Origin of the sequence: Klebsiella sp. 28 (assembly GCF_018223905.1) — a bacterium.
In the GTDB taxonomy this organism is placed as follows: Bacteria; Pseudomonadota; Gammaproteobacteria; order Enterobacterales; family Enterobacteriaceae; genus Klebsiella; species Klebsiella pneumoniae.
Genome location: NZ_JAGRQY010000180.1, coordinates 1 through 22,396, shown reverse-complemented (window position 1 = coordinate 22,396; position 22,396 = coordinate 1). Strand labels below are relative to the sequence as shown.

At 57.6% G+C, this 22,396-nt stretch carries 20 protein-coding genes and 6 pseudogenes; 13 read left to right on the top strand and 13 right to left on the bottom strand.

Annotated features, from left to right (window positions below):
* The 4 genes and pseudogenes from KHQ28_RS24695 to KHQ28_RS24680 all read left to right on the top strand — a co-directional run.
* Positions 1-161: pseudogene (locus KHQ28_RS24695) on the top strand (aliphatic sulfonates ABC transporter substrate-binding protein); the annotation flags it as partial.
* Positions 158-1,195, top strand: a complete 1,038-nt coding sequence (locus tag KHQ28_RS24690; RefSeq protein WP_004215165.1) for an ABC transporter substrate-binding protein — start codon at positions 158-160, stop codon at positions 1,193-1,195. The pseudogene KHQ28_RS24695 and the gene KHQ28_RS24690, both read left to right, overlap by 4 nt.
* Positions 1,176-2,171, top strand: a complete 996-nt coding sequence (locus KHQ28_RS24685) for an ABC transporter permease (RefSeq protein ID WP_032418848.1) — start codon at positions 1,176-1,178, stop codon at positions 2,169-2,171. Before KHQ28_RS24690 ends, KHQ28_RS24685 begins: the two co-directional genes overlap by 20 nt.
* Positions 2,165-2,938, top strand: a complete 774-nt coding sequence (locus tag KHQ28_RS24680; protein ID WP_032418849.1) for an ABC transporter ATP-binding protein — start codon at positions 2,165-2,167, stop codon at positions 2,936-2,938. Before KHQ28_RS24685 ends, KHQ28_RS24680 begins: the two co-directional genes overlap by 7 nt.
* A 584-nt stretch (positions 2,939-3,522) precedes the next feature.
* Here KHQ28_RS24680 and KHQ28_RS24675 read toward each other — a convergent pair.
* The gene (locus KHQ28_RS24675) at positions 3,523-5,595 is read right to left on the bottom strand and encodes a TonB-dependent siderophore receptor (RefSeq protein WP_004180325.1); all 2,073 of its coding nucleotides are present in this window, start codon (positions 5,593-5,595) and stop codon (positions 3,523-3,525) included.
* 505 nt (positions 5,596-6,100) lie between these two features.
* Here KHQ28_RS24675 and KHQ28_RS24670 point away from each other — a divergent pair.
* From KHQ28_RS24670 to KHQ28_RS24645, 6 genes and pseudogenes are all read left to right on the top strand, one after another.
* Positions 6,101-6,922, top strand: a complete 822-nt coding sequence (locus KHQ28_RS24670) for an ABC transporter ATP-binding protein (RefSeq protein WP_002908416.1) — start codon at positions 6,101-6,103, stop codon at positions 6,920-6,922.
* Positions 6,919-7,912 (top strand): annotated as a pseudogene (locus KHQ28_RS24665) (FecCD family ABC transporter permease). The gene KHQ28_RS24670 and the pseudogene KHQ28_RS24665 overlap by 4 nt, the downstream one beginning before the upstream one ends.
* Positions 7,909-8,961, top strand: a complete 1,053-nt coding sequence (locus tag KHQ28_RS24660; protein WP_004148676.1) for an iron ABC transporter permease — start codon at positions 7,909-7,911, stop codon at positions 8,959-8,961. Before KHQ28_RS24665 ends, KHQ28_RS24660 begins: the two are co-directional and overlap by 4 nt.
* Complete coding sequence (locus KHQ28_RS24655) at positions 8,951-9,928, top strand: ABC transporter substrate-binding protein (RefSeq protein WP_072198292.1); 978 nt, start codon at positions 8,951-8,953, stop codon at positions 9,926-9,928. Before KHQ28_RS24660 ends, KHQ28_RS24655 begins: the two co-directional genes overlap by 11 nt.
* Positions 9,894-10,827, top strand: a pseudogene (locus tag KHQ28_RS24650) (MurR/RpiR family transcriptional regulator). The gene KHQ28_RS24655 and the pseudogene KHQ28_RS24650 overlap by 35 nt, the downstream one beginning before the upstream one ends.
* 92 nt (positions 10,828-10,919) lie before the next feature.
* Positions 10,920-11,021, top strand: a pseudogene (locus KHQ28_RS24645) (basic amino acid ABC transporter substrate-binding protein); the annotation flags it as partial.
* 267 nt (positions 11,022-11,288) lie between these two features.
* Here KHQ28_RS24645 and KHQ28_RS24640 read toward each other — a convergent pair.
* The 7 genes from KHQ28_RS24640 to KHQ28_RS24610 all read right to left on the bottom strand — a co-directional run bounded on the left by KHQ28_RS24640 (position 11,289) and on the right by KHQ28_RS24610 (position 14,716).
* On the bottom strand, positions 11,289-11,678 hold the full coding sequence (locus KHQ28_RS24640; RefSeq protein WP_046653928.1) for a hypothetical protein: 390 nt from the start codon (positions 11,676-11,678) through the stop codon (positions 11,289-11,291).
* A 14-nt stretch (positions 11,679-11,692) separates the two neighbouring features.
* A complete protein-coding gene (locus KHQ28_RS24635; RefSeq protein WP_019705835.1) occupies positions 11,693-12,112 on the bottom strand; it encodes a hypothetical protein in 420 nt (139 codons plus the stop codon).
* Between the two features lie 17 nt (positions 12,113-12,129).
* Entirely contained in the window at positions 12,130-12,543 is a 414-nt protein-coding gene (locus KHQ28_RS24630; protein WP_123836176.1) for a hypothetical protein, read from the bottom strand.
* A gap of 112 nt (positions 12,544-12,655) precedes the next feature.
* Positions 12,656-13,027, bottom strand: coding sequence for a hypothetical protein (locus KHQ28_RS24625; protein ID WP_032418854.1), 372 nt, complete (start codon positions 13,025-13,027; stop codon positions 12,656-12,658).
* Entirely contained in the window at positions 13,024-13,272 is a 249-nt protein-coding gene (locus KHQ28_RS24620) for a hypothetical protein (protein ID WP_032418855.1), read from the bottom strand. Before KHQ28_RS24620 ends, KHQ28_RS24625 begins: the two co-directional genes overlap by 4 nt.
* On the bottom strand, positions 13,269-13,475 hold the full coding sequence (locus KHQ28_RS24615) for a hypothetical protein (RefSeq protein ID WP_019705840.1): 207 nt from the start codon (positions 13,473-13,475) through the stop codon (positions 13,269-13,271). The genes KHQ28_RS24620 and KHQ28_RS24615 overlap by 4 nt, the downstream gene beginning before the upstream one ends.
* Positions 13,476-13,693: 218 nt before the next feature.
* Complete coding sequence (locus KHQ28_RS24610; RefSeq protein WP_032418856.1) at positions 13,694-14,716, bottom strand: hypothetical protein; 1,023 nt, start codon at positions 14,714-14,716, stop codon at positions 13,694-13,696.
* A gap of 699 nt (positions 14,717-15,415) precedes the next feature.
* On the opposite strand from KHQ28_RS24610, the pseudogene KHQ28_RS24605 reads away from it, so the two are divergent.
* Together KHQ28_RS24605 and KHQ28_RS24600 are read left to right on the top strand one after the other, a co-directional pair.
* Positions 15,416-15,712, top strand: a pseudogene (locus KHQ28_RS24605) (AAA family ATPase); the annotation flags it as partial.
* Between the two features lie 298 nt (positions 15,713-16,010).
* Complete coding sequence (locus KHQ28_RS24600) at positions 16,011-16,598, top strand: DUF1062 domain-containing protein (RefSeq protein ID WP_072198293.1); 588 nt, start codon at positions 16,011-16,013, stop codon at positions 16,596-16,598.
* A 128-nt stretch (positions 16,599-16,726) separates the two neighbouring features.
* Here KHQ28_RS24600 and KHQ28_RS24595 read toward each other — a convergent pair.
* From KHQ28_RS24595 to KHQ28_RS24580, 4 genes and pseudogenes are all read right to left on the bottom strand, one after another.
* Positions 16,727-17,119 (bottom strand): annotated as a pseudogene (locus KHQ28_RS24595) (VOC family protein).
* Between the two features lie 36 nt (positions 17,120-17,155).
* Positions 17,156-18,388, bottom strand: a complete 1,233-nt coding sequence (locus KHQ28_RS24590; RefSeq protein WP_032418858.1) for a multidrug efflux MFS transporter MdtM — start codon at positions 18,386-18,388, stop codon at positions 17,156-17,158.
* A 565-nt stretch (positions 18,389-18,953) separates the two neighbouring features.
* On the bottom strand, positions 18,954-19,388 hold the full coding sequence (locus KHQ28_RS24585; RefSeq protein ID WP_004175720.1) for a VOC family protein: 435 nt from the start codon (positions 19,386-19,388) through the stop codon (positions 18,954-18,956).
* A gap of 115 nt (positions 19,389-19,503) precedes the next feature.
* Complete coding sequence (locus tag KHQ28_RS24580) at positions 19,504-20,703, bottom strand: MFS transporter (protein ID WP_004148650.1); 1,200 nt, start codon at positions 20,701-20,703, stop codon at positions 19,504-19,506.
* 294 nt (positions 20,704-20,997) lie between these two features.
* On the opposite strand from KHQ28_RS24580, the gene KHQ28_RS24575 reads away from it, so the two are divergent.
* Complete coding sequence (locus KHQ28_RS24575) at positions 20,998-22,155, top strand: M20 aminoacylase family protein (RefSeq protein WP_004175721.1); 1,158 nt, start codon at positions 20,998-21,000, stop codon at positions 22,153-22,155.
* A gap of 42 nt (positions 22,156-22,197) precedes the next feature.
* Here the strand turns inward: KHQ28_RS24575 and KHQ28_RS24570 are convergent.
* Positions 22,198-22,396: hypothetical protein (locus KHQ28_RS24570; RefSeq protein WP_142673262.1), on the bottom strand; the 199-nt coding region annotated here is incomplete at its 5' end.

The following is a 22,396-nucleotide window of genomic DNA, read 5'->3' as shown; positions in this document are numbered from 1 at the left end:
ACCGCCAGTCGCAGTGGCAGCCGCTGGCCGAGGAAACAGTGGCCCAACAGCAGGCAACGGCGGACTTTTATCTCGCCAACGGCCTGATCCGCACCCGGCTGGACGTGAAGCCGACCTTTGACCGCCGTTTTAGCGTGCCCGCCGCCGAGGTGACGCCATGACCAGAACCCCTTTTTCCCGCCGCCGTTTTTTACAGCTCAGCGGCGGCCTGGCGCTGGCCGGGGTCTCTCTGCCGCTGTGGGCTCATGATATGGCGGACATGGCCGGCGGCGATGCCCATCCGGCGCTGCGCCTGCCAGAGCCCTACAAGATCAAGCTGGCGATCAACAAAAGCGCGGTATGCCTCGCGCCGGTCGCCGTCGCCGAGCAGCAGAAGATATTCAGTAAATACAACCTCGACGTTGAGTTTGTTAACTTCGGCAACTCCACCGATGTGCTGCTGGAGGCGATCGCCACCGGTAAGGCCGACGCCGGGGTGGGGATGGCGCTACGCTGGCTGAAGGCGCTGGAGCAGGGCTTTGACGTCAAGCTCACCGCCGGGACCCACGGCGGCTGTCTGAACCTGCTGACGGCTAAAGACTCGCCGTTCGGCGGCCTCGAGAGCCTGAAGGGGCAAACCATCGGCGTCACCGACATGGCCGGACCAGATAAAAACTTCTTCGCCATTCTGCTTAAGCGCCACGGTATCGACCCGATCAGCGACGTGCAGTGGAAAGTCTACCCGGCGGATCTGCTCAGCGTGGCGCTGGACAAGCGCGAAATCGCCGCCATCAGCGGCAGCGAGCCGTTCAGCTATCGTCTGCTGGAGACCGGCAAGTATCAGCTGATCGCCAGCAATATGACCGGGGATTATGCCAACCTCAGCTGCTGCGTGCTGGGGGTGAGCGGGAGCCTGGCGCGGGACCATAAACCGGCCGCCGCGGCGCTCACCCAGGCGATCCTTGAGGCGCACAGCTATGCCGCTGCGCATCCGGAAAGCGTGGCGCAATCCTTCCTCGCCCATGCCCTGAATACCAGTGAAGCGGAGGTGAGCGGCATCCTCCACGGGCAGGGCCACGGCCATCACGCGGTGGGCGAAGCGTTCGTGAAAGAGCTGACGCAGTATGCGGTCGACCTGCAGCGGGTGCAGGTGATCAAGCCGGGTACCGATCCCCATCAGTTCGCGGAGAGTATCTATGCCAACGTATTCGCCTGAGCAGGCTCTGGCGCGCCCCACCGGCCGCGCGCCGCTGTGGGGAGAAGGGCTGCTGGCCGCCACGCTGTGGCTGCTGGGTGGTCTGTTTACTCTGACCTGGCCCGACGCCGGGCGGCGCTGGCCGTTTAGCGAAGGCTGGGCGCTGGCGCAATTCACCCTCGGCGGCGGCTTGTTGCTGCTGGCGCTGAGCTATCGCTACTGGCGGGCGCGCGGCGCGCGTGTGCTGCATGCCGGCAAGTGGCTGGCGCTGCTGCCGGTGCTGTTTGCTGTCTGGGAAGGGCTGACCGCCAAAACTGCCGTGCTGCCGGTACCATACTTCGCGCCGCCGCAGGCGCTGATCGAGGTGCTGCACGACGACTGGCCGCGCCTGCTCGACAGCCTGCTGCACTCCCTGGGGCTGCTGGGGCTTGGTGTGCTGCTGGGTACCAGCAGCGGGTTCATCACCGGTCTGGCCATCGGCTGGTCGCAACGGATTGGCTACTGGGTGCATCCGGTGTTACGTCTGCTGGGGCCGGTGCCGTCCACCGCGCTGCTGCCGCTGTGCCTGTTTATTTTTCCCTCGAGCTTCGGCGCCAGCGTGTTTTTGATCGCGCTGAGCACCTGGTTCCCGGTCACGGTGCTGACCTGGTCCGGAGTGATGGGCATTGATAAGGCGTGGTACGACGTGGCGCGGACCCTCGGCGCCAGCCAGCGTTTCCTGATCCTGCGGGTGGCGATCCCCGCCGCGTTGCCGAACGTCTTTGTCGGCCTGTTTATGGGGCTCGGCGCGTCGTTTTCGGTGCTGATTGTCGCCGAAATGGTCGGGGTGAAGTCGGGGATCGGCTTTTACCTCCAGTGGGCCCAGGGCTGGGCGGCCTATCCTAATATGTATGCCGCGCTGCTGGTGATGGCCTTGTTATGTTCCGGCCTGATAAGCGGATTATTTATGCTGCGTGACCGGCTGCTGAGCTGGCAGCGAGGAGGGATGCAATGGTAACCGAGACGATAGCGCGCGGCGCGGCGGTATCCATCAGCCATCTTCATCATGCGTTTACGCTTGGCAAACAGATGGTACCGGTGCTGGAGAATATCAGCCTGCAGCTGCGCCCGGGGGAAAGCGTGGCGCTGCTGGGCCCTTCCGGCTGCGGTAAATCAACCCTGCTGCGGCTGCTGGCGGGGCTGGAAGCGCCGCAGAGCGGACAGATGCAGATCGACGGCGCGGCACTCGGCGCCCCGGGGCCGGAGCGAATTCTGGTGTTTCAGGATCCGACGCTCTATCCGTGGCTGACGGTGCGGCAGAACGTGCTGCTGGGCCCGCAGGCGCAGGGCAAAAAGGGGCTGGAGGCGAAGGCAGACGCGCTGATTGACCGCATCGGGCTGCAGGCCTTCAGCGAGGCGTGGCCGCGGCAGCTGTCCGGGGGGATGGCGCAGCGTGCGGCGCTGGCGCGCGCCTTGTTGAACGAACCGCGTCTGCTGCTGCTCGACGAGCCGTTGGGCAAACTCGATTCGCTGACCCGCATCAGTATGCAGCGGGAGCTGATCGCCCTCTGGCAGCAGCAGGGGTATACCAGCCTGCTGGTGACCCACGATATCGAAGAGGCGCTGCTGCTGTGCGAGCGGGTGCTGGTGATGTCGCCGCGTCCAGGGCGGATTATCGCCGAGTTTGCGCTGCCGCTGGCTTTTCCCCGTCATCGCGATAACCCGCAGCTGCTGCAGCATCGTCAGGATATATTGCGCATCCTCGGCCAGGAGGCGGACTGGTAAGCTGAACGCATTCCCCGGTGGCGCTGCGACCAATGTCACGGAAACGTAGGCCGGCGCAAGCGCAGCGCCGCCCGGCAATGGGCATCCGGTGCCAGGCGCCTGTTTTTGCCCGGTGGCGGCTGCGCCTTACCGGGCCTACGAGCTGCGACAAATGTCACGGAAAGGTAGGCCGGTGCAAGCGCAGCGCCGCCCGGCAATGGGCATCCGGTGCCAGGCGCCTGTTTTTGCCCGGTGGCGGCTGCGCCTTACCGGGCCTACGAACTGCGACAAATGTCACGGAAAGGTAGGCCGGTGCAAGCGCAGCGCCGCCCGGCAATGGGCATCCGGCGCCAGGCGCCTGTTTTTGCCCGGTGGCGGCTGCGCTTTACCGGGCCTACGAACTGCGACAAATGTCACGGAAACGTAGGCCGGCGCAAGCGCAGCGCCGCCCGGCAATGGGCATCCGGCGCCAGGCGCTTGTTTTTGCCCGGTGGCGGCTGCGCCTTACCGGGCCTACGAGCTGCGACAAATGTCATGGAAATGTAGGCCGGCGCAAGCGCAGCGCCGTCCGGCAATGAATGTCCGGCGCGACGCCATGGTCCGGCTTAAAAATCCATCTTCACCGTGAACTGCACTTCGCGCGGGTCGCCAATCTGGTTGCCAAGGTTATTGGTGCCGATCGAGGAAGTGTAATAGGTCTTATCAAACAGGTTCTTCACATTCACCTGCAGTGTCACCGGATACTGCAGCTTCATCTTATAGGCGGCAAACACATCCGCCACCGCATAGCCCTGCAGATAATAATCCGCGCCGTTGGTGCCGGAACGCTTGCTGACCGCATGGCCGCCGCCGCCGACGGTCAGGGTATTGCTGTTATAAACGTTATGAATGTCATAGGTCAGGAACAGCGAACCGGTATGTTTCGGTACGTTTGGCAGCGGTTTCCCGGCGTAATCCGGATCTTCCAGCACTTTGGCGTCGGTGTAGCCGTAGCTGGCGATCACGCTGAGGTTATCGGTGATGGACCCCGCCAGATCCACTTCCACGCCCTGGGAACGCACTTTGCCCGCCGTTTTGGCCACCGTCTCATCGCCAATGCTCTCGGTGTACAGCACGTTACGCTTGTGAATATCAAACAGCGCGATATTGGCGGTAATGCCGTTTAACAGGTCAAATTTGGCGCCCACTTCGTAAGAGGTGGACTCTTCCGGCGGCAGCTCGCCGATATAGCTGGCGATCGACGACTGCGGCATAAACGACTGGGCGACGTTGGCGAACAGAGAGACGTTCGGCGTGACCTTGTAGACCAGGCCGGCTTTCGGCGTCCATTTCTCATCGCGGCTGTCGGTATTGACGTTAAACGGTCGGCCTTTACCGGCGTACTGGGTGTAGTACTGGTAGCGCACGCCGGCGACGGCGATCCAGTTGTCGGTCAGGTACAGCGCGTTCTGCACGTATGCGGCATAGCTCTCCTGCTGGATCCGCTGGTCGCTGTCGGAGGCGGAGACGGTATTACAGGTGTCGAGAGTGCCGTAGACCGGATGATAGATGTTAAAGCCTTTAACGTTCTTACAGCGCAGCATATCGGTGCGCAGCAGATCGTAATTCTCATAGGCGACGCCGGTCAGCAGCTCGTTATAAAAGCCGCCCACTACCACGTTGCCCTGCAGGTCGGCGCGGGTGGAGTGCATCTTCTGCGTTGAACCGTGGGTACCATCGACCCGGCGGGTGAGGTTGCCGGTCGCCGAATCATAGGCCATCACCCGCGCCTGGTTATCGTTATAGTGATCCTGGCTGTAGCTGTAATCGAAGCGCGCGGTCCAGGCGTCGTTAAGGCGATACTCGGCGTTGAGCTGAGCGAGATCGGAATAGCCATCGGTAATATTAAACGCTTCATCGAAGCGGATTTTGCGATCGACGTTCACCGCATGGCCGGTATTCAGATCGAAGATAGTGCCGCGATCAAAGGGGGCGCTGTAGTCGCGGTGCGAATAGGACGCGGTCACCGTTGCCCGCTCGCCAAACCAGGTCAGGGAAGGGGCGATAAAGCTGCTTTTGTTTTTACCGAAATTGCGCCAGTAATCCTCATTCTGATATTCCCCAATCAGTCGGTACGCCAGATTCGTGCCTTCGATGGGGCCGGTGATGTCGACGCTGCCGGTGCCGCCGCCAAAGCTGGTGGAGGTCCCGGAAACCGAACCGGAGAACTGCCGCTCCGGCCGTTTAGTGATGACGTTGATCAACCCGCCGGGGTCGAGGATACCGTACAGCGTCGAGGCGGGCCCCTTCAGGACTTCCACCCGTTCGGTGGCGGCGTTAAAGCTGCGCGGCAGCACGGTGCGCAGGCCGTTGGTCATGATCGAGCCGTCGCGGTTGGCGCCGAAGCCGCGGCGGGTAAAGGCGTCCTGGGTACCGCCGAGGGTGTTGGTCTGCACCACGTTAGCGACGTTATACAGCGCCTCATCGAGTGAGGTGGCGTGCTGATCTTCGAGAACCCGATCGCTGACGGTATTGACCACCTGGGGAATATCCAGCAGCGGCATCGAGGTTAGCGTCGCGGTGGCGGAGCTGAGCGGCTGATAGCCGCTTGTGGCGCTCTGCTGCGCGCCGTCGGCCACTACGGTGATGGTCTCTTCCGCGTCGTTAGTACTTTTCGCCGCGCGATTGTCGGCGGCCATTAATCCCGGTGAGGCTAAAAAAAGAAGCGAAAAAAGCGCGCGCCCTGGCAACGTCCTGCAGGCGACATGGGGTTGAGTCATTATCTGTTTCTCGTGAACGAATCTGCCTTTGCGGTCAGATTAAGCCAATAAAATCATTGCCCTGAATAATAAAAGCACTCTGTTTAGCGTCTGAATGCGCCTTCAGATGTGTAATTGAGAATCATTCAATCATGAAGGGATGTAGTAGTAAACGTTATGCAAGATAAAAATTCAGCGGCGAGGAACAGGACGTTTTAAACACCTCCAGTAGGGAATGTTCTGTAGTTATCTATCTGATATTATTTTATTTTAATTATATTGCGTTGGCACAGTCTCGCTGTAGTCAGCGTCACCGTCTGAAGACGATGGCGAGTATTGACTACTACATTCATCCCCGTCATGATCAAAAGAGAATGAGATTTATTTTGATTTGACTGCAGAATGTCCAGCTATCGCCTGGAACGCTGCGGCGCAGGAGCGAGTTATGCCACAGCGGGTGAAACCTGCAGAGCAGGGGATCGTACTGGATGCTCTGTCGGCCGGCTACGGCCAGACCCTGATCGTTGACGATATCAACCTGACCATTCCCACCGGCAAAATGACGGTGCTGGCCGGGGCGAACGGATCCGGCAAATCCACGCTGCTCTCGACCATCGCCAGAATGCTGAAACCGCTCGGCGGCTGCGTGCGTCTGGACGGGCAAGCCATTCACCAGATGCCGACGAAAGCCGTCTCGCGCCAGCTGGGCATCCTCCCGCAATCGCCGTTGACCCCGGAAGGATTGACCGTTTTCGAGCTGGTCTCGCGCGGGCGCTACCCGTGGCAGGGACTGATGCGCCAGTGGTCCGAGGCCGATGAGCTGGCGGTAGAGGAGGCGCTGCGCTTAACCGGTACCGCCGAATTCGCCCATCTGCCGGTGGACAGCCTCTCCGGCGGCCAGCGTCAGCGCTGCTGGATCGCCATGGCGCTGGCCCAGCAAACGGCCACCATTCTGCTCGATGAGCCGACCACCTGGCTCGATCTGCGCTATCAGGTCGATATCCTCGAGCTGCTCCAGACCCTCACCCGCGAACATGGCCGCACGGTGGTGACGGTGCTCCATGACCTTAACTTTGCGGTGAACTACGCCGATCTGCTGGTATTCCTTAAACAGGGGCGCATCGCCGGCACGATTAGCGACAACGATGTCTGTAGCCCTGAGCTGATTAAACGCGTGTTTGACGTTGACGTGCAGATGTCGATTAACCCGCAAACCGGCAAACCCTTCTTTATGCCGTTTCGCGCCCGCCAGGCAGCGGCACAATGAGCGTGGCCATCCTGCTTTCCGCGCGGCGTCGCCCCCGCCCCCGGCTGGCGCTGCTTCTGCTAACGCTGCTGCTTATCGCCGCCTCGCTGGTGCATCTTGGCTTAGGCGCCCGCTGGATCGCCCCGCAGACGGTGCTGCGAGCGCTGCTGGAGTACGATCCGCGCAACTTTGAGCAGCGGATTATCATCGATCTGCGTCTGGTGCGGCTGGCGGCGGCGCTGCTGACCGGCGCGGCGCTCGGCGTCGCCGGGCTGCTGCTGCAGACGGTGATCCGTAACCCGCTTGGCGAGCCGCATATTCTCGGCCTCAACGCCGGCGCCTCGCTGGCGGTGGTGGNNCCCCGCCGGGCGCCCGCTGACCGCCGCCTGCGGCGCGGGGCTGCTGTTCGGTGGCGTGATGGCGCTGGCCTCTGCCGGGCGCGGCGGGGCGACGCCGCTGCGCATCACGTTGTGCGGAGTGGCGCTGTCAGGGTTTGCGTCGGCGGTGACGGCGGCGATATTAATTCTCGATGAACAGACGCTGCTGGCGATGCGCACCTGGCTGGCCGGCGACCTGGCCGGACTGAACTGGAGCACGCTGCGGGCGGCGCTGGTCCCGGCGCTGATCGGCCTTGGCGTCGCGCTGCTCATTGCCCCACGCCTCAACGTGCTGGCGCTGGGGGATAAGGTGGCGCTGGGCCTTGGCGTTAATCTCGTCCAGACGCGGCTGCTGGGTCTGCTGGCGATTGCGCTGCTCTGCGGCGCGGCGGTGGCGGTGGTCGGGCCGATCGGCTTCGTCGGGCTGGTGGTGCCGCACGTGGTGCGCCATCTGGTGACGGAAGACATCCGCCTGGCGCTGCCCCTGGCCGCGCCGGTGGGAGCGCTGGCGCTGGTGCTGGCGGATATCGCCGCCCGGACGCTGGTCGCGCCGCAGGAGCTGGCCACCGGAGCGATGACCGCCCTGGTGGGCGCGCCGTTGTTTATCTTTATCGCCGCGAGGTTTTTTAAATGACGCGCGCCGTTCACCGGGCCGGTTTTCGGCCGCTGGCTTTCGCCTCCCGCCAGCTGCTGCTGCGCCCGGCGGCGTTAAAAATTGCCGCCAGCATAGTGCTGACGCTGCTGGCGCTGGGGCTGTACAGCCTTAGCCGCGGCAGCTATCCGCTGCCCGCGTCGACGCTGGCGCGGGCCCTGCTGGCGCCGCAGGAGATGGGCGAGCAGCCGCGCTTTATTCTATTTGATATCCGCCTGCCGCGGATCCTGATGGCGCTGCTGTGCGGGGCCATGCTGGGGCTGGCCGGCGCGGCGATGCAGAGCATCACCCGTAACGGGCTGGCCGACCCGGGACTGATCGGCGTCAAAGAGGGGGCCAGCATCGTGGTCCTGGCGCTGGTGCTGTTTTTCCCGGCGGTAGGCCTGGTCTGGCGGCCGCTGGCGGGGATGGTCGGCGGCATAGCGGTGGCCCTGCTGGTCCTGACGCTGGCCCGCGACTGTTCGCGGCCGCGCTTTATTTTAATTGGCATCGGCGTCTCCTGGAGCCTGGCGGCCGCGGTCGGCATCTTTATGACCACCGCCGACGTACGCGACGTGCAGACGGCGATGATCTGGCTGGCGGGCAGCCTGCAGGCCGCCACCTGGCCGCTGCTGGCGGTGGCTTTTTGCTGGGCGCTGCCCGGGGCCATCATCCTGTTCTGTACCGCCCGGGCGGCGGACGTGGCGCTGCTGGGCGACCGGACCGCCATCGGCCTCGGCGTACGTCTGCAGCAGCTGACGGTGCTGCGCTTTTTTGCGCCGGTGCTGCTGACCTCGGCCAGCGTCTCCTGCGTCGGCAGCCTGGGTTTTGTGGGCCTGATGGCGCCGCATATGGCGCGTTTCGTGCTGCGCGGCGGCCAGGTATCGCTGCTGTGCGGCAGCGCGCTGATTGGCGCCTTGCTGGTGCTGGCGACCGATACCCTTGGCCGGCTGGCGTTTGCCCCGCTGCAGATCCCGGCGGGGATTGTCATTGCCCTGGTGGGCTGCCCGTTCTTCGTTGTCTTGCTCTGGCGTCGCCGTGATGCCCTTTAACCAGGAAGGTAGTATGCGTTGGTTCGTCTCATTGCTGCTGTTGCTGACGGGGGCCGTCAGCGCCGCCGCCCCACAAACTCAAACTTTCACCGATGATTTAGGCCGCACCGTCACCGTGCCGCTGCATCCGCAGCGTATCGTTTCGATGCACGATCTCGATATTACCATTCCGCTGATTGAGCTCGGGGCGCCGCCGATCGCCAGCCACGGCCGGACGCGCCCGGACGGCAGCCACTATCTGCGATCCAGCGTCCAGCTCACCGGCGTCGATTTCGACAACAGCGATATCCGCTTTATTGGCACCGCCGATATCGATCTGGAAGCGGTAGCCGCAGCCAGGCCGGATCTGATCATCACTGAGCCCAGCCGCCACGTGTCAGTGGAGCAACTGGAGAAGATTGCCCCGACGGTGAGCATCGACCATCTGCAGGGCAGCGCCCCGGAGATTTACCGCAAGCTGGCGCAGCTGACCGGCACCCAGCCGCGGCTGGCGATCCTCGAGCGCCGCTATCAGGAACAAATTAAACAACTGAAAGCGATGGTCAACCCACCGCAGTACAGCGTCTCAGTGATCCAGGCGAACAACGGCAAGGTCACGGTGCATCATTCGTATCATGCGCTGGGCCGGGTGCTGCGCGACGCCGGGTTCCGCTTTCCGCCGCTGATTGAGCGGATCCCCGATGGTCAGCGCATTGACGTCAGCGCGGAACAGCTGCCGGAGCTGGACGCTGATTTTGTCTTCGCCACCTGGCGGTCGGATACCGGCGGTAAGCCGCAGGATGAGCTGCAGGCGATGGAAGGCGTGATGCCCGGCTGGTGCGACTTTATGCGCGCCTGCCGCACCGGGCACTATATTTTGCTGCCGCGGGAAGAGGTGATCTCCAACTCCTACGCCGCGCTGTCTCTGATGGTGGCCCAGGTGCAGTCGCATATTGCCGGCAGGCCGATCCCGGCGGAGGCCAAATGAAAAGCGCGGTAAAAAAAGAGAAGGGCAAAGTCGATCTGTTCGGCGAACGCTATCGCGCCCGGGCGCACCAGCTCTCCCCCCGGCTGCGGGCGGTGGTCAGCTATATCAACGACAACCGCGAGGTGGTGCTGGAGCATACGGCGATGGAGATCGCCACCGCGACCCAGACCTCCGACGCCACGGTGGTGCGTGCCATCCAGGCGCTGGGCTTCGCCGGGCTGCGCGAGCTTAAGCAGACCATGGAGCGCTGGTTCGGCACCTCGGTCACCTCGGCGGAAAAAATGCGCTCGACGGTTACCGCGCTCTCCAGCGACGTCAACTCCAGTATTGATTTTGTGCTTGAAGGCCATCAGCGGGTGTGCGAGGTCCTGTCGCGGGCCGACAACCGCGCGGCGGTGGCTCAGGCGGTGGCATTGCTCAGCGACGCGCGCCAGGTGGGGATCTTCGGTATCGGCGCCTCGGGGATCCTCGCCGAATACACCGCCCGGTTGTTCAGCCGTATTGGCCTGCCGGCGTACGTGATGAACCGCACGGGCTTTAGCCTTGCCGAACAGCTTATCGGCCTGCAGCGCGGCGATGTGCTAATCATGATGGGGCAAAAATCTCCCCATCGTGAAGGATTGACCACCCTGCGCGAGGCGAAGCGGCTGGGTATTCCGACCATCCTGCTGACCCAGGCGGTGGACTCGCGCTTCAGCCAGGAGGCGCAGGTGGTGATCGACGTCCCGCGCGGCGGGGACAGTAGCCGGATGCCGCTGCACGGTACGGTGCTGGTCTGTCTCGAGATGATTGTCCTGTCGGTGGCCTCTACCACGCCACAAAAAACGGTGAAATCCCTGAAACGAATCAACGATCTGCATCGGGCTATCGGTAAATCCGGCGGTAAACGGGGCCATTGAGAAGATAATTCACCAGCGGGAAGGTTTCCGGTTGCATATAAAAGTGAGTGTGTGTATTTTTATGCAAAATAAATGCATAAAAAGGAGATCTCATGGTCAAGAATTTGCTCAAAGCGTGTTGCATGATAGCCGCGCTGACGGCTGCCGGACAGGCGGCTGCGGAAACCTATACCGTCGGCTCCGGCGGCACCTACCTAATAACTAGACCTTGCCTCAGTGATACATTGTATTGAGATAAATATTCATTGTTTAAGTCAGGGAGTTTTTGGGTGGGGTAAAAATTTCCCCAGGCTGGGGTAAATTCTACCCATAATCATTACTATTCATTACTAATCAAAACTAATAAAAGAATAGAGTCAAAAAGAATCGCTGAAAGAAAAGGTAAGTCATCCTCTAGTTAACAAATAAAAAGAGCTACCTAAGTAGCCCTTCATTCTCTTCAGAGTCACATAGCATACGGCCTATTTCAATCTCTCTAACCAGAAATGAGCTTTATCCATTGCATCTTTATATTCACCATATTTACGTGCTTCATCCATTTCTTTACCCCATTCTTTCATTATGGCTTCATAGGTTCCATTCTCGATGGAGCGTTTCGTTAACTGGTTTAGCATTCTCATTCCTTCTTCGTGTCTCACTTTTTGCCAGTGGGTTAACTCTTTCTCTGGATTGGCCTCAGCTTCACGCTTCAGGGCTTGCTCGCGTTCCTCAGCGAAGAGTTGAGACAACAAGCGACGCTCTATAGCAAGTTTATGCTCAATCTCTTTGATGCGTTCTCTGCATCTGCTGATACGTGTTTCTACTGTCATTCCCTCCCTGCTCATCTGGAGGGGTGGAGCGAATTTATTCATGCATCACCTGTGCCTTACTGTTCAGTACCCAGTTTGCAATCAAAGTTCAGGGTGTCCTGTGCTGTCTTATAAATCACAGCCGCTGTGTTAGCGTCTTCTTTGGTGAGGCTTATTGCAGCCTGTCGTGAGACGTCATATACGCCATGTGAAAGGCTGTCCTCAGTGACAAAGATGAAAATGTCTCCAGTGTCACCAGAGGGGCTAAACATCACTGCTCTGTTAGCTCCCCAGTATGTGAGCACTAAAGGGATGTCAGGTTGTACAAAGCCATTGTCAGCTGTATGTGAGCATACCCAGTGAGTGTCTGGTACAGAGTTCTTTGACTTGGGCTTAGCAAGCGCATTCTCAAGTGCTGCCATTTCATTCAGGTTGGTGTCTGCCATTGCGCTAGCGCTAAGTGCAGCCAAAAGCCCCACAATAATTAAACGTTTCATTTCTTTCCTTCAGCGTATTAGTTAAGTTCTTTGAAATAAGCCACTGTATCGGGGTCTGTGAGTCTGAATGAATCAGGAAGCACCTGATAAGATTTGGTAATTACGTCTGGAATGTCCCCGAGGTTCAGGGTTAATACATTACCCCATTCCCAGTTAGAGCTGTGCACAGACTTAATTTCTCCATCGTTCACATACTTCCCGTCGCTATTCACTGCCTGTACACGATAGGGTGCTTCACGCTGGTTAACCGTGATGGTGGTTGGTGTGGTTCCCTCAGTTACTGTGACATTATCGCTTTCACGTACCACCCTGAACTTCACAGGGGCTAGTGAGTCGACCTTTACGGGATGCTCAGCAGGATTAAACATGGTGCAACATCCTGAAAGCAGAGAAGTCGACACGGAAAGGAATGCAATAAGTTTAAGTTTCATTCCTGTCCCTCAATCAATTTCTTTAGTTCTTTGGCTTGATTTCTCACTACATCTAGTTTGTAGAGGAAAAGCCCCAATGCGATAATGAATGCAATGAATAAAATCATTTTATTTAGTTGGCCTTTAAATAGTGCACGGTTTCCATTGGGTCGTTAAAGTTCACAACACCAAACTCATGCTTGTATTGTAGGTCGGTTGATGCAATTTCATCCCACATAATTACATCATTTTCGTTAGCAAATGAGAGGCATGTTTTCTCTTTGAAGGTTGAACTAATAACCCTGCAATAACCCTCTCTGGTTTTGGGGTAGATTTGCGACATCCCGTGCAGGTGGCTATGCATTACTGCTTTATTGCTATCCACGTCAAAAGTGTAATAGTCTTTAGCACCAGAGGACTCACCACCTGCATAATATTTGCTTTCTTCTGAGTGGCATCCTGAGAGGGCTAGGCAAGCTAAAGCTGCAACAAGTGCCTTTTTCATTTTGAGTTATTCCGTACAAACTTAATGCTGTATGACACCGTGATAAGGAGTCCATACCACATAGCAGGTAGCGCTGAGATAATGGCTAAAGGGATGCATGCAAAGCCAACCATAACCATCGTTTCGCTGGACATCCATGCAAAGATTAAATGCACACGGTCGCTGCTCGGTTCCCAAAACATGACCACCGACAGCAAAGTAAACCAGCCAGCCACATAGAGAGATTTAATAGCGATGTTTTTCATTTTTCCCACTTCACCGGATTGAAACGAAGTTCAGCCACTCCAGCCCAATAACCTGTAATCATGCGATACAGGCAATAAACACCAGCCAGAGGAACCAGCATGCAGCCAATTACTACTCGTTTTGAGCAGAATCCGTTAACTCGCTTATTCAGGAGATAAACGCAAATGGCAATAAAAATGTGATAAAAGCCGATGGTAATCATTTATTAAATCCTTCCACATTAAATTAATTGCGCCATGCAGACACAAGATTAAATTGAACCATAACACTATGAACAACTTGCTTTAGCTTGCCCTGCATAGTGCTATAGGCCATCCTCTGGCAAGAGAAGTGAACCCACATAACACCGCTAGGTTCTATCTCAACAAAACCGGTAAACCCGTTGACCTGAAAGAACCCACTGAACGGGCTTCTTGGTGCTCATACAATGCCCCTGAAACGCTCTATACAGGCCTGCGTGCGTGTTTTTGCCACAGGCAATACGTTTCCGTTTTTATCGCCTTCTGCTGGCTCTGGTGCGGTTAGTAATTCATAAATAGTAGCGGCCTTTTCATTGCCTTTCTCTTTCAGGCTGGTTAAGCGTTTCTCATCCTCTTCTTCAAGCAGGTCGCCAAACCCTAAGCCAGTGAGTCGCAAAAGAAACTCATTATCAGATTCTTCTTTTTTCTCTGGTTCAGCTGGTGTGAATGCTTGCTCATTGCTCTCCATTTCTTCAGCCCACTGTTCAAAGCGGTCTGTTGCCAATTCAAAACAGGCTGAGTTGTAGCCTTCGCCCATACCGCCAGCAATCATCTTTGCTCTGACCTTTTTGGAATGCTTGTCGCTGGCATTTTTAGTTACATTGGTCCAAAAGATATGTGCAAGCTTCTCGTTCATGCGAATGGTTTTCAGTACAGCCGCTAATATGCCCTGCGAAAACATTGATTTTTTGTATTCAATGTCCCACTCATCGAAAATAAACAATTCTTTCCTATAGTCGGTTGCCCCTTTAATTAACAGGTCGCTTCCTTTGAATCCCAATTGCTTGTACGCAGTCACGCCAACAGCCTTGGCGTGTTTGCTTTTCAGTTCTCCCAGCTTAACGCGCTTGCTAGCAATGTCTTTGCGCTGTCCAGCAGTTGGAGCACGCTTGTTTTCCATCAATGCATCTTGACGGTTGCGAATGTCCTCAATGCTGTCAGCCTCACGCAGAAGTACGGGAAAGAGCTTAGGTAGGTCTGTTAATGCCTTGCGCTTAATTGCATCCTGTCTGTGATGGCCGTCAACCAGAATTTCAACGCCATTCAGTTTAATTACTTCAAAGTAATCACCAAGGGAGTCATTCCATTTGCCCTTTAAGTAGCCCTCTTTACCAAAATCAAGTTTACGGTTTTCCACGTTATCCTGAACATTTAAAATCTGGTCTTTAGTCCACTTAACCAGTTCACCGATAGTTAAAGCCATTTCATTCTTCCTCAATAATTTGATATTAGACACACTGCGTGACCGATGTGATGCATTATCCAGGTCACTTACATCATCGTCTATAGAGGCTATTAAGGATTTACTCACATGCGCACAAATACATTAAAAAGCCTAGCCAGTAATGCGGCCTTCCTATCTGAGCTATATCGTATTATTCATCACATTTATGCAATTAACTTAACGGTAACCAATCGGATAATGAATCGGTACACTTGAGGGTGATTTGGTTTGCGCATAAATGCGTTCTCATCTGGCTGATAGGTATGCATAACAGAAAATGAGCTTGCTTGATGCGCTGGAATTATACCGTTAACTCCCGTTATGTTCTCCGAACATGACATTGAAAGAAAAACCAATAAAAACAGACAGCTTGTAAAAGCATACTTATCATCACATAGCACCTCATGGTGGTGGGCATAAGTGGGTGAGAATCACAAGCCATAACAAATAAGCCTACCGACAGCCGTATTACTCTCATTAAAGGGCGTGTTAATGCTTTTAACATTTATGCATTCCTACACATCATCGACACAGGCCTATTGCTAAGCCCTTGAGTTATAAGGCCTGCATGATTATCAGGTGGAATAGTGGCATAGCTAACATAGCTCAGGCTTCACAGGAGTCATTCTAAGAGGTTTTCCTATGTGTGGTAGTGTGATTGTAGCCTGAAGGTGTTAGAAGCGCTTAGCCATCGCCCGCGCGCTGGCGATGAAGCCGTCGATAATGCTGTTCGATGAGCCCACTTCGGCGCTGGATCCGGAGCTGGTGGGCGACGTGCTGGAGGTGATGAAAAACCTCGCCAGCGAGGGGATGACCATGGTAATCGTGACCCACGAAATGGGCTTTGCCCGCGAAGTGGCCGACCGGGTGATCTTCATCGACCAGGGCGTGATTCAGGAAGAGGGCAAGCCGGGGCAGATCTTTAGCGCGCCGAGCAACCCACGCACCGCCGCGTTCCTCAGCAAGGTGCTGTAAACCGGGCGGGCTGGCGCGATGCCAGCCCGCTGAGCATTCCGGGTGTATTGACGAAGCTTTTAATCATCCGCGCAAACATTGACTGGGCTCATATATCCCGCGATAACCCCTTTGTTAATCTCAGGGTGTCGATTAGGACTTCTCCAGGAAAATAACGTTGGAAATCTTTTTTTAACCCACTGAAAAATAGCGATTAACTATTTTTCATACGCCAAAAATCATGGTCCGTTAATGACGGACTCGGTTTCGTATGGGTTAAAAAAGGTACGTTATGACAGTTACATGGACGGTCACGCCCGTGGGGTATCAGCACATTGCCAAACGCTGCCCCGCCTGCAATGTAAAACGCGACTTCGCACCTTCCGGCGCCATCCGGGTGAATTCGCAAAAGAAGCTGCTGGATATCTGGAGCATCTATAAATGCACGCACTGCGATTACACCTGGAATATCGCCCTGTTTTCCAGGCTGCACGTCAGCAAGATAAACCGTGAACTGCTTCAGCGCCTGCTGCAGAACGATGCAGCCATGGTTCACTATTATGCCGCTGACCTCGCGACGCTGAAGCGCAACCGCGCCGAGCCGTCGGGGCAACCTGATTTTCGTATTCACGAGCAATGGTCGGTTACGTTGATGGCATGTCAGCGGATAACGGTGCGCGTCAGAGTCAGTCAGCCATTTCGCATCAGCCCGCTATCAATACTGAAAAAACAGCTCAAGCTGAGTACGGCTGAAATCCGGTGGTTGGTCGCGACAGGGCATATCGAGGGTATTCCACTAAAACAGCTCAAGACGAAAAAGCTGAAGGCGATGGAATATGATTTTCAGCTGGCGGCGGAAACGCTGTATGCGCGACGCCGGATTACGTTATCACTTTGCGGTAGATAACTTGCCGGGAAGATAAGCCGCAGCGCTTGAGCTGCTGGCTTTTTTATTCCTCGGTGAATAAGGACGGCGAAGTTGGCCGTCCTGACTCCCTTATCTCCGCCTGCAAAAGCCACCTCCGCTGCAGCCATTCAATCTGTAGACGCATAGTAAACAAACGCCAGCTTATTGCCGTCGGGATCGCGGACGTAGGCGCTGTGAAAACCGTCGCCATACTGCGGCCGGTGACCGGGACCGCCTTCATCACGTCCGCCGAGTTACAGGGCGAGGGCATGCAGCTCCGCAATATGTGCGACGGAGCGGGCGTTAAGCGCCACCATCGTTCCATTACCCACCCCGGCAGGCTGCTGGTCAAAAGGAACACCTACGCACAGCCCGCAGGTGTGATTGCCGTTGAAGGTGCCCCAGGACGCCCCCTGTTCGTTACGGCCGGCTTTGACGTGCCCCAGCAGCGCCATTAACGGGTCATAGAACTTGATGGCGCGTGGCAGATCGTTCGTTCCCAGCATAATGTATGAAAACATAGTGTTCTCCTGTTGCGGGTAAAAAGGCCTAAACCTTCAGGCTGGCTGAAGGAGATGTTGTTGACGGAGTTTTAACAAGCGCGAGATCAGCATGATGACGACGATTCCCGCTATCAGCGCCAGGCAGTGAAAGGCTATTCTGCCGCCAGCCTGGAAGTAAACCCAGCGCGCTACTTCCACCGAGGCCGCCATAAAACTGAGCGCCACAATGTTGATGGTCGCTGAAACCGTCCCTTTCGGCAGGGAGTGGGAAAAAAGCGCAAAACGGAATAATACGGGGAACAACAGGCCTGTTCCGAGGGCATAGAGACTCGTTCCTGAAACGGACCACCACCAGGTATGGGGCCATGCAATATTTCCCGCCAGTAATACCAACAACCCGGTCAGCTGTATCGGGATAGTGCGCCAGATAAAGCGGGGAGAGGTCGGATCCTTGATAAAACGGGCCACGATGATGCTGGCAATAATAACGCCGCCAAAGACAGGCACCTGGGTCCAGGCATAGGCGCCGCGCGACATCCCGCCGTCATCGATCAGGATCACCGGAGAGAGTGCTACCCAGGTGATTATCGGCAGGTTACTGAATGACAACGCCAGCGCGCCCGTGAGCACCACCGGCTGTTTAAAGGCGCGGACAAACTCGGAAAATACCTCTCCCGGACGAAACCCCCGGCCCTGAGAGGTGACCGTTTCTGGCATGTTAAAAATCAGTAACGCCCAGGCCAGCAAGCTCATGGCGCCGATGATCGCAAACAATAACTTCCAGTGCAGGAAATTCATCAGGCCAGCGCCCGCCAGGGGCCCGATTACCGGCGCCAGCAAAACGATGGATGTCAGCGCCGCCATAATGCGGATAGACTCTTTTTCATCAAAAGCCTCCTGGATGGAGACATAACCGACTGTCGAAATGAAGCAGATACTGGTTCCCTGGATAAAACGGGCGATAAGATATTGATCAATCGACGTGACAAAGATCATGCTGAAGCAGGCCAAAGCAAAGATGATGGCTCCGGTCAGTAGTACGGGGCGGCGACCAATGCGGTCGGAGAGCGGCCCCAGCAGCCACTGTAATGCCAGCCCCCCGGCTAAATAGAGGCTGACAGAGGCCGGGGCTAACGCAACATCAGCCTCAAATTCCCGGATGATGTGGATAATACCCGGCTGAATGAGATCGGTAGTCAGATAAGCAGAAAAATCATAGATAACCATCGCCAGCGGAAATAACAAGATTCTGCTAAAACGGATGTACGGTCCCAACGCTAATTTCATACGCGAAGACTCCCTGGTCGGTGACGGTTTCCCTGGTATCGGGGCCTGGTTGATGTGGATCCCTTGCGACTGTCGTCACAGGCTGGCCGCGGAATGACAAATCGAAAGATAAAATTCGCCTGACGACGGTCATTGGGTAAGGCAACGCAACGGCATGCAGAGGGAGTGATCGAGCATGGCAGAGGGATAACGCACCGGGTTAACTGGCTGGGGGTGACGTTTCTTATGCGAGGGAGGGGTCTCGCTGCCATCGCGTGGATGTGGAGCGTTTGTCCGCAGGGGACGAGAATGAATAAAGTCGCTTGCTCCTGAGGGGAAACATTCATACCGGGAAACCTGTGTCATCATCATGGGCAAAATAGGCGAACACTCGCCAGTGTCCGCATTCGATTTCAGCGCAGTGATAATCAGTCCGGCCAGTGATGGTCGGAAGTCTGATTATCAGATGATTAGGTTTTCCAGCATCGACGCCTCAGCTATGGGTATGAATTATTCATTAAGGAAATGATAACACCCACATTTATTATGGGAATTGCGCAGGTAAGAAAATGTGACTTTCGCCCGCTTACTGCGTGAAGCTGATCGCAACAGACCCGGCGCTGCGCTCAGCCTTGCCATGGTACACCGCCTCAATATTATTCCCCTGCGGATCCAGCACAAAAGCGGCATAGTAACCAGGATGATAGTGTCGTTCGCCAGGCGCGCCGTTATCACGTCCGCCATGGGTCAGCGCCGCATGGTAAAAAGCGTCCACCATGTCACGATCTCTGGCCTGGAATGCCAGGTGGTGGCGCCCAGTCAGTTTCCCGGCAGCCTCCGGGCTGTGGCGTGAGGCCACCACCAGTTCGTCGGCCAGCAAGTATTCATTGGCGGTGGTGATAACCGGGATCTCCAGCGCCGACAGTACGGCGGTATAGAAGTTTTTGCTTGCCTCAAAGTCTTCGACAACCAGCAGAATATGATCGATCAATCTGCCACGATGTAATGTATTACTTTCCATGGGATTTCCTCTCGGCTGGGGGCCGGCAATGGTTAACAGCAGTGAGCCAGCAAGAACAGGATACCCTCCGGTGAGGGCCATAAAAAAGGGCTGGCGCCAGGCCAGCCCGTGAGGACTACCGTGCGGACTCCGTCGCCTCGTCCATGTCATCTTCCTGCTCACTGGCAAGCAGGGTTTTCTCGTTTTTGCACAGACACTGAATCAACAGGAACAGCACGCCGCTGGCCACCAGGGTGACGATCAGGCCATCGTAACCAGTGATGCCGATCAGCATGCCGCTGACTACCGGCCCGGCCACACTGCCGGCGGACCAGAAAAAGCCGAACAGGGCATTAATCATAATCAGCTTCTGCCCATTGAAGGTTTTCCCCGCCCGCACCAGCGACAGGGTATAAAGTGCGCCCGCCGCGGCGCCCAGCAGCAGACAAATGGCCATCAGCTGAATGCGCGAGCCGAGCATCAGCGGCAGGGCCAGCAGCGACAGGCTGAAAACCACCGCGCAGCTCAGATGCACGCGGCGAATCCCGACCCGGTCGGCCAGCCAGCCGAGCGGGGTCTGGAACATCGCATCTCCGGTCAGCACCACGGTGACCAGCAGCACCGCCAGCCCTTCATTCAGCCCTTTGTCCATGCCGTACAGCGGCAGCAGGGCGAGGATGCTGGCGTCAAAGAAGGCGAAGCAGAAGACCCCGGAGGCCAGTACCGGCAGAAAGGCGCCGAGGCTGCGCCAGCTGGCGCGCTCCCCGAGGCTTTCACGAGTGCCGGTGGGCAGATGGCGCAGCATCAGCAGGCAGACGGCGGTGACCGCGACAATCGCTATCAGCGCTGATGTCTGCCAGGCGGGGCCGACGGAGATCAGCAGCGGCCCGGCCAGCTGGCAGCCGGTAAAGGCCGAGGCGTAGAGACCGGTGAGGGTAGCGCGCTGGCTGCCCGCCGCGCCGCCGGTGATCCAGCTTTCGCCGAGTACGATAATGACCCCGGAGGCCAGGCCGGTCAGCAGGCGCGGCAGCAAAAGCAGCGTCATATCGGTAGTCATGCATGAGGCGATGGTCGCCAGCGCCAGCAGGATCAGACTGCCGCTCAGCAGCACGCCCATTTCAACGCGCCGGCACAGCGCAGGAGAGAGGAAAGAGGAGATCATCATGCCTGCGGGCGGCAGGGCGGCCAGCAGGCCGACGTACAGCGGCGCGATCTGCTGCTGCGCCAGCTCAAGACTGATTAACGGCACCGTATAGCCGGTGATAAATCCCACAAGCGACGCGGCCATGATCATCGCCAGCGTGGGGGCAAGACGATTCTGGTCTGGGTTAAACATTTTATTTCCGATGACGGAGAGGTCAGTAGTGGATCCTTCGGCAAATTGCCGTCCTGAGTTGCATAATAATTAATCGACTGGCCGTTGTCACCGTTGAAATCACTACCAAAAAAGGGCCGCAGGGCGGCAGGTGGGCTGTACGCCGCGCCGCCGCCGCATTTCATGACGTTGTCAGCGTGGTAACGACAGGATATAACGGAGGGAGCGGTAGCGCCCCGACGCCGGTGAGCGACGGGGAAAACGCGACGCATGACCGATTATTCAGCATTACGCTATGCAGGAAAGGAGTAATACATGGCCGTATCGCCGTCACTGATCGCCGAAGCCGTTGGCTGGCGACGTGAATTTCACGCCGCGCCTGAGCTCGGATATCAGGAGCAGGAGACCTCGCGCCGCGTTGCGGAGCTGCTGGCCTCGTTTGGGCTGCAGGTGCATCGCGGGCTGGCCGGCACCGGCGTCGTGGCGACGCTGGAGAACGGCCCCGGGCCGGTTATCGGCCTGCGCGCCGATATGGACGCCCTGCCGATCACCGAGCTGGGGAGCGTCAGCTACCGTTCACGCCGCGCCGGGGTGATGCACGCCTGCGGCCACGATGGCCATACCGCGATGCTGCTGGCGGCCGCCGCCCATCTGGCGCAGTCCCGCCATTTCAGCGGCACCGTCCACTTTGTCTTTCAGCCGGCGGAAGAGAATCTCGGCGGTGCGCGCAAAATGGTGGAGGAGGGGTTGTTTGAGCGCTTCCCGATGGACGCCATCTACGCGCTGCATAACTGGCCGGGGATCCCTCTTGGCGAAGTGGCGCTCAGCGATGGCGCGATGATGGCCTCGCTGGACGCCTTCGAGATCACCCTGCGCGGAAAGAGCTGTCATGCGGCGATGCCGGAGAGCGGGGCCGATCCGATCGTCGCGGCGGCGCAACTGATAATGGCGCTGCAGACCATTCCTTCCCGCCGCTTGTCGCCGCAGGATTCCGCGGTGGTCAGCATCACCCAGATAAACGGCGGCGAGGCGATCAACGTCCTGCCGGACACCGTGGTGCTGCGCGGTACCTTCCGCTGTCTGAGCAATCGCGTTCGCGCCCGCGTGCGGGAGCTCATCGAAAGCTATGTGGCGACCCAGCCGCAGGTGTCCGATGTGCAGGGCGAGATTAGCTGGTTCCCGGGTTATCCGGTGACCAAAAACCATGCGCTGCAGGCGCAGCAGGTGCGCGAGGTGGCCGTCGCCACTCTCGGCGCGCAAGCGGTGCGCTGGAATCAGGCGCCGTCGATGGCCTCCGAAGATTTTGCCTGCATGCTGGAGGCCTGTCCGGGGGCCTATTTCTGGATCGGCACCGACGGCGAAACCCCGTCGAAGCCGCTGCATAACGCCAGCTATGACTTTAACGATGCGCTGATCGGCCCCGGCGTCGCCATGTGGGTGGGGCTGGTGGAGAAACAGCTGCCGGCGGCGTAACCCACCGGCAGCGGCAGAGGGAGCGCGCTGCGCTCCCTGAGGTCAGACGTCGGCAGCGGCTTTCAGTCGCGCTTTCATGTCGCTGTAGGCCGTCCAGGCATAGCGCTCCGCCCATTGCTGGTCGGCAATCGCTTCCACTTTCACCGCACAGTATTTGGTTTCCGGCGTTTTGGAGATCGGATCGAGGTTATCCTGGGTCAGCTCATTACAGGCGCCCACCCACCACTGATAGGTCATATAG